The sequence below is a fragment of the Pseudomonas sp. genome, assembly GCF_050739995.1.
Classification (GTDB): domain Bacteria; phylum Pseudomonadota; class Gammaproteobacteria; order Pseudomonadales; family Pseudomonadaceae; genus Aquipseudomonas.
Genome location: NZ_JBOICG010000668.1, coordinates 1 through 7,000 on the forward strand (window position 1 = coordinate 1; position 7,000 = coordinate 7,000).

Annotated in this window: 8 protein-coding genes; 2 read left to right on the forward strand and 6 right to left on the reverse strand. The window is 62.8% G+C overall.

Annotation, left to right across the window (positions count from 1 at the left end; translation table 11 throughout):
- Positions 1-252: 252 nt before the first annotated feature.
- The 5 genes from gspD to gspG are packed head-to-tail and all read right to left on the reverse strand — an operon-like array spanning position 253 to position 5,470.
- Entirely contained in the window at positions 253-2,562 is a 2,310-nt protein-coding gene (gene gspD, locus ACRESD_RS22590; protein WP_431752933.1) for a type II secretion system secretin GspD, read from the reverse strand.
- Positions 2,559-3,071, reverse strand: a complete 513-nt coding sequence (gene gspM, locus ACRESD_RS22595) for a type II secretion system protein GspM (protein ID WP_431752934.1) — start codon at positions 3,069-3,071, stop codon at positions 2,559-2,561. The genes gspD and gspM overlap by 4 nt, the downstream gene beginning before the upstream one ends.
- Complete coding sequence (gspL, locus tag ACRESD_RS22600; protein WP_431752935.1) at positions 3,064-4,137, reverse strand: type II secretion system protein GspL; 1,074 nt, start codon at positions 4,135-4,137, stop codon at positions 3,064-3,066. Before gspL ends, gspM begins: the two co-directional genes overlap by 8 nt.
- A complete protein-coding gene (gene gspK, locus ACRESD_RS22605) occupies positions 4,134-5,012 on the reverse strand; it encodes a type II secretion system minor pseudopilin GspK (protein WP_431752936.1) in 879 nt (292 codons plus the stop codon). Before gspK ends, gspL begins: the two co-directional genes overlap by 4 nt.
- Positions 5,013-5,020: 8 nt before the next feature.
- The gene (gene gspG / locus ACRESD_RS22610) at positions 5,021-5,470 is read right to left on the reverse strand and encodes a type II secretion system major pseudopilin GspG (RefSeq protein WP_431752937.1); all 450 of its coding nucleotides are present in this window, start codon (positions 5,468-5,470) and stop codon (positions 5,021-5,023) included.
- A 148-nt stretch (positions 5,471-5,618) separates the two neighbouring features.
- On the opposite strand from gspG, the gene gspI reads away from it, so the two are divergent.
- Positions 5,619-5,984, forward strand: a complete 366-nt coding sequence (gene gspI, locus ACRESD_RS22615) for a type II secretion system minor pseudopilin GspI (protein ID WP_431752938.1) — start codon at positions 5,619-5,621, stop codon at positions 5,982-5,984.
- Here gspI and ACRESD_RS22620 read toward each other — a convergent pair.
- Positions 5,971-6,402 (reverse strand): type II secretion system protein N, encoded by a 432-nt coding sequence (locus ACRESD_RS22620; RefSeq protein ID WP_431752939.1) that lies wholly within the window; start codon positions 6,400-6,402, stop codon positions 5,971-5,973. The two genes, gspI and ACRESD_RS22620, sit on opposite strands and share 14 nt — an antisense overlap.
- 93 nt (positions 6,403-6,495) lie before the next feature.
- Between ACRESD_RS22620 and gspH the strand changes: the two genes are divergently transcribed.
- Positions 6,496-6,948: a type II secretion system minor pseudopilin GspH gene (gspH, locus tag ACRESD_RS22625; protein WP_431752940.1), complete on the forward strand. Its 453-nt coding sequence runs from the start codon at positions 6,496-6,498 to the stop codon at positions 6,946-6,948.
- Positions 6,949-7,000: the final 52 nt, after the last annotated feature.

Here is a 7,000-nt window from a genome sequence, read left to right on the forward strand (position 1 = left end):
GGCTTGCTCCCGATGGCATAGGGTCAGTCAACCTATTTTCTGCTGATACACCGCCATCGGGGGCAAGCCCCCTCCCACATTTGGATCTCGATACATCAGGGAGATAACGATCTGCTCTTGATCTGGCTTTTGATTTTGATCTTGAGCGCCCCGTCAACCATGTGTCCGGTCCATGCAGGTCCCTCCAAAAGTGACCCGCTGTAAGAGCGGAACCATAAGTGGCCGTTACCGAAGAAATGGATATGTACTCATTCAAGGCCGCGCCCCTCCCGACACCGGCACAGCCCGAATCACCGCCCGAGGCCCCTGCTGCTGCGCCCCCGGAATCGCCTTATCCACCGAAGGCAACTGCGGCGCCTGCACATCCGGCATTGCCCAACTATGCTCCGGCTGCAACCCACCCTGGGCCCGACGCATGAACTCATAGCGATTCAACGTAATACTGCGCCCCGCCCCACTGTCCCGAATGATGTAAGGCCGCAAAAACACCATCAAATTGGTCTTGGTCACACTGCGCTTCTCACTGCGAAACAGCGCGCCCAACCCCGGAATATCCGCCAACCACGGCACCCCATCGTTGCTCTGGCTGTAGCCATCCTGCAGCAACCCACCCAGCACCATGATTTGCCCGTCATCCAACAGGATGCTGGTATCGATTGCCCGCTTATTGGTCACCGTGCCGGCGTCCACCGATGCTCGCGAGTCAACGCTGCTGACCTCCTGGTAGATATCCAGCTTCACCGTGCCGCCCTCGGAAATCTGCGGCCGCACGTTCAGCTTGAGCCCGACTTCTTCACGTTGCACGGTCTGGAACGGGTTGTTGCTGGTGCCGCCGCCGCCCGTCACATAACTGCCAGTGACAAACGGAATGGTCTGCCCCACAAAAATGCTCGCGGCTTCGTTATCCAGGGTCAGCAGGTTCGGCGTGGACAGCACGTTGGTTCCGCCCTTGCTCTTCAACGCACGGGCCAGCACCTTGAGGTCCAGTACCTTACCGATCCCCGGAATGTCCACCGAGCCGTTGACCAGACCGATGTTCAAACCCTTGGGCAACACATCGATACTCGTCTTGGCCCCGGGCGCGGCATTCAAACCGCTACCGCCTAAGTTCACGCCACCGAAACCGCCCTTGCCTCCGAGGTTGCCAGCCTGCCATTGCACACCGAATTCACTGGCGTCGTCTTCGCTGACTTCGACGATCAAGCTCTCGATCACCACTTGGGCGCGACGCTGGTCGAGCAAGTCGATGACTTCGCGCAGGTTGCGGTACAGCGGGTCGGGCGCGGAGATCAGCAAGGTGTTGGTGGTGGCGTCGGCCTGGATCGTCACACCGCCGGCACTGAACGCAGTGTTCTGGTCGCTGGAGGCGCTGCCGCTGGTTTGTTTGTCTGAGTTATAGCTCGGTTGTATGCCGTTGCCGGTGGGCGTACCGCTGCTGTTTTGCGTCGGGTTGCCCGAGGTGCCTTGGGGGTTGCCGCCCATGGAACTGAGCTTGCCACGGGCTTCATCGCTGACGCCGGACTCGCTTTCACCGGTGAGCAACCCGCGCAACGACTGCGCCAGCTTCCCCGCCTGGGCGTTGCGCAGGTACACCACGTGCATATTGCTCGGATTGCTCTGGGCATTGTCGAGCTTGTAGATCAGGTTGCGTGCCAGCTCGGTGCGCTCGGGGCTGCCGGAGCGGATGATGATCGAGTTGGAGCGTGGGTCGCCCACCACGTTGATCTTCTGGGTCTGGTCGGCGCCCTGGGTTTCCAGGAGTTCGGAGACCATGGCGGCGATGTCCACGGCGATACCGTTCTGCACCTTCACTACGTCGGTGTCGATGGCACTGGGCGTGTCGATGCCGCTGATGATCTGCGCGACCCGCGTGAGGTTTTCCGCATAGTCGGTGATAACAATGCTGTTGTTGCCGGGGTAAGCGTTGATCGGGTTGTTGGGCGACACGATGGGACGCAGCACCGGGATCAGGTTCACCGCGTTTTCATATTGCAGGCGGAAGGTGCGGGTTTGCATGCCGCTGCTGCCGGCGCTGTTGGTCGGGCCACCGAGCAACTTGGCATCGGCTTCCGGCACCACCTGGGCCACGCCTCCCACATCAACCACACTGAACCCCTGCATGCGCAACGCGGCCAACAACATGTCGTAGGCCTGATGCGCAGGCACCTGGCCTTCGCTGACCAGGGTCAGGTTGCCCTTCACCCGTGGGTCCACCAGGAACTGTTGGCCAGTGGCACGGGACAACGCACGCACCACGGCCTGGATATCCGCGTCGACAAAGTTCAGTTGCACCGGCTGGTCGCCCAGCGGGTTGCGTGCCTTCACCACCGTCGAGCTGTGGCCACGGGCGCTGTTGGTCACCGGGTGCTGTACCCGCGGCGCAGGAGCCGGCTCACGCTGGCGCTCCAGCGAACTGTCGACACTGCGGCGGGTTTCGGCCAACGGCTGGCCGAGTTCACTGTCCACCAGCAGCGGTTTGGTCGACTGGGTGTTGCTGCACGCGCTCAGGGCCAACACCAACAGCGGTGCGGCCAAACGAAAAGGCGGGACTGACCACTTCATGAAGCTTCCTTAGCGCCAAGCGCCTGATCCATGCGAACGGTCCCGGACACAGTGCCGGCCGAGTTTTCGACGGTGTCGCCAGCGCGTTGCAAGTGCGCTTCGGACACCTCCATGGAAAATGAACGGGGGTTGCCCAGTAGCCAATCCACCACGGCATCCGCCGGGGCGTTATCGAAACTCAGGCGCCAACTGCCGGCGTCCAGCGCCTGCAATTGGTAACGGCCTTGCAGGCCGGCACCATCCAGTGCCTGGCGCAATGCGGCTTCGTCAGCCGGTCGAGGTGCGGCGACGCCCTGCAACAACACCTGCAGGGCCTCGGCCTGGGACCGCAACTTGGGCGTTTCGGCCTGCCAGTAATCGATCTTTTTCAGCGCGGGCTGCACAAGGATCAGCCAGGTCAGCAGGCCCGCCAGCACCAACGCGGCACCACTGAGCATGCGTTTTTCGCGCAGGGCCAGGCCATTCCAGAACGCTCGGGATTGGCTGCGCATACGGTGCCATTTATTCATCTTCTTCAAGTTCCACAGCGGCTGACGCCTCGGTGGGGCCGAGGGTCCAACCGTGGTCATCGCGGGTCGCGGTAAAACCGGCCTGGGCCAAGGCGGCCTGCCAGTCGCCTTGGCCCTCCGGGCTGCGGCTGTCGGCGAGCAACCCGAGGTGCAGGCGGCCTTGTTCGAAATTCAACTGGTCGACGCTGGCGACCATGAATGGCAGGTTGCTGCCGGCCAGTTGCAACAGGCTGGAAAAGCGCTGGCCAGGATCGGCGGCCGCACCGGTTTGCCGCGCCGCCAATTGTTGGCGGGCCTGTTGCAATGGGTTGAGCACCACCGGCAACTCGGGGAATGCCTGGCGCACCTGCTGGCTCATCAATGCCTTCAGCCGTTGGCCCTCATCTACTTGGCGGGCGGCGTAGAGGTTCAGGCCCAGGGTCCAGATGGCGGTGGCCAAAGCCACACCCGCCAGCGCCCTGCCCCAACCACCGGTGGCCGCTTGGCTGAGACGGCCGTGCAAGCCCCAGGCGGGCGCGGCCCCGCTCCAACGCTGGGCCGCGTCCACCCACGGCACGTCAAGCGCCGGCTGGCCCAACGGATGCACCGTGCCTTGTTGCAAGCTGTCGCGGCTTAACCAGTAGCCTTCCTCCAGCGCCGCCGTCGCCACCGGCAAGGCAAAGGGCGCCGGGTACAGACCGCGCAGTGTGAGTGGTACTTGCGCCAGGATCTGGCCGAGGTGTTCCAACCCTGCCTTGGGTACCCAAGCGACCTGCACAGCCCCATCGCTGCCGCGTGGGCCGTGGGCGACCACCATCTGCTCCACCGGGCCAAGAATCAACGCTTGGGCCGCACAAGCCACGGCCGCGGCAGTCTTCGCGGCTGGCAGTGGTGGTAGCTCCAGGCTGGTCAGCAAGCTATCGCGTGGGTGCAAAAAGCACTCGACCGCCTGACGCTGCTTGCCCAGCTGCCTGAGGCTCTCCTGACCTTCGGCCACCACTACGCCGCGCTCCAGCCAGGCAAACGTCACCCGGCTGTCCACGGTGAGTTGATCGAGGGGTGGCAAGCCAATACGCAAGCGTTTCATGCGCCCACCCGCGACCAGATCACTCGAGGCATGCGGTCTTCAGGGCGATGCAACAATGCCTCGATCGTTACCCGGCGTTGCTCGCGCCGAGCCTGGCCCTGCAAGCGAAACCACTCACTGGTGATGCCCACCTGCACCGACTCCACCGCCACCTGGGGCATGCGCAGGCGGTTGACGAAATCCCCGCGATTGATAAACCAGTGCCCACCATCACGCTCGGCCACCAGTGCCTGGGCCTGGGCCAGGCTGAGTTGCGGCACCACCGCACTGAGCACTTCGGCACGGGCCGTGTTGCCGTTGACCCAGGTGTTGCCGGGCAACACGCTGATATACGCCTGCATGCGCTGCAACACTTGCGGGTCGAGACCTTCGATAGCGCTCAAGTCATCCAGGCTGCGCAGCATCGGGTATTTGGCGGGCAAATCAGGCTGGTCATAGGACGCAATCACCCGCTGGCTGATACGTCGGCTCACCGCTGGGTCGACCCGGATCAAGCGGCACAGGCGCTCGAAACTCTGCAATTGCTCAGTGTCCAAGCGCTGACGATTGACCAGGTTGCGCAGGTTGAATTTGCCTTGTTCGTCTTCAATCTGCCCGTCGAACACACCATTTTGTGCGCGTGCCCAAGGCTGATCGAGGCGCGTCAGCACGTCCTTTTGCCGGACTTCCCAGAGCAACTGCCGGCTGCGTTCCAGGCCACCCTGCAACAACCATTGGCCCTGGATACGCGCTTGCTCCGCCTCCAGGCTGCGGGTGAACACGCTCTGGCGCGTGAGCATGGCACCGGCAATCACGGCCACCACTGCCGCGATCAGCAACGCGCTGATAATTGCCATGCCGCGCTGCTTCGCCGCTGCGGGCGAATACCGTTTCATGGGGCGCCTTACAACTGCCAGGAGCCGATGTCGGCATTCACGCCGTCGCCATCCGGTTGGCCGTCGGCGCCCAGGGAGAACACATCCACCTCACCATTGGCACCTGGGTTGAGGTAGTGATAAGGGTTGCCCCACGGGTCGTTGGGCAAGCGTTCAAGGTAGGCGCGCCAGTTGCTGTTTTTCGCATCGGCCGGGCGTTCCACGAGCACTTTCAATCCCTGGTTCATGCTGGGGTAGTTGCCATGGTCGAGGCGATACAACTTGAGCGCCTGCATCAGGCCGGCGATGTCCTGCTTCGCCGCCGTGGCCCGTGCCTGGTCGGGGCGATCAAGCACTTTGGGTACCACCATTGCCGCCAGGATCCCGAGGATGACCACCACCACCATAATCTCGATCAGGGTAAAGCCCCGCTGGCGGCGAGGGCCTGGCAATGGGGCGTTCAGGGGCGCGATATCCATCTCGACATTCCTTGGCTTGGGTTCAATTCGTGGCGCAGTGTTGCAAGAACATATGTCAGTCGTATTGAAAATCCTCGGGAGGTTTAGTCGCCAATCGGTCAACTGCCCCAGCTAGTCTGCGGGCCTGGTCCAAGGCTTTGAGAGCGCCATGAACGGCCGTCGCAACGAGCAAGGTTTCACCCTGATTGAAGTGCTGGTGGCGCTGGCAATCATCGCCGTGGCCATGGCCGCCGCCGTGCGCGTGGCCGGGTTGATGACCCAGAGCAATGGCCTGCTGCGGGACAAATCCATTGCATTACTGGCAGCCCAAAGCCGCCTGGCCGAATTGCGCCTGGGCGGGCATTTGAGCAGCGGTAAAAAGACTTTCGACTGCGACCAGGGCCGCCTGAAACTGCGCTGCGAACAGACCATCAACGCAACGGGCCGTCTGTTTCAGGTCAATGTGCAGGTGTTGGACGCCAGCCGCGACGCACCGCCGCTGGCGCGTCTCGACACCCAGGTCATGGCCGAGTGAGCAGCGGTAATGCAGGCCCTTTCGGCAATTTCTCCAGGTTGACGCGCTGTTTCTCGCCAGCGCGCTCGATCTCGACCCCATCACCTTCAATGGCCGTCAACCGTACGCCCGGGCTCAAGCGCTCACCCAGCAAAAAACTGCGCGGAGGGCCGTCGTTGAGGCTGAGGATCGCCACCGCACCACGGGCCCCGGCCAATACACCCGAAACCTTGACCTGCAGCGCCACCGGCGTATTGGCAAACCACTGCAATGCCGGGTTATCGCTGCGCGCCGCCAACACCTGGGGCGCCGCTTGTGGTGTATGGGATTCAGCGGTGGAAAGCAGCAACGATGTCCAGTACGCGATGCCGGCCAAGCCCGCCAACAAGGCCAGGGCCTGTACGCCGTGGGCCGGTGAAAAACGCTGGGCGAATGCCATGGGCAGGACCTCCTGTTTGTCCGAGCTTGCAGCCTACAGGGCAATTCATACGGTTTTATTTCTCGAACTCGCCAGTTTTCCAGGTGCCGACCGATGAAACAGCAAGGCTTCACCCTGATCGAGTTGATGGTGGTGCTGGTGATCATCGGTATCGCCAGCGCTGCCATTAGCCTGACGATCAAACCCGACCCGCTGCACCTGTTGCGCAAAGACGCCGAACGCCTCAGCCAACTGCTTCAAGTGGCCCAGGCCGAAGCCCATGCCGACGGCCGCCCGATCACCCTGCGCACCGACGCCAAGGGATTTCGCTTCAACCGCCGCAGCGACGATGGCCTGACCATTGAAGCGTTCAAAGGCGACGCCCAACTGCGCCCGCGCCTGTGGGAAAGCACACCGATGCAAATCTCGATCGAGCCCAAACAGGCGCTGGTCCTCAATGCCGAATGGATCAACCCGCCCTTGCGCGTGGTGCTGTCCGATGGCCAACACAGCCTCAGCCTGCAACGCGACGCCGCCGGCCTGCTGCGCGTAGTCACCCAGCCATGAACACCTCACCGTACCCTGTAGTGAGCGGGCTTGCCCCGCGCTGGGGGGCGAA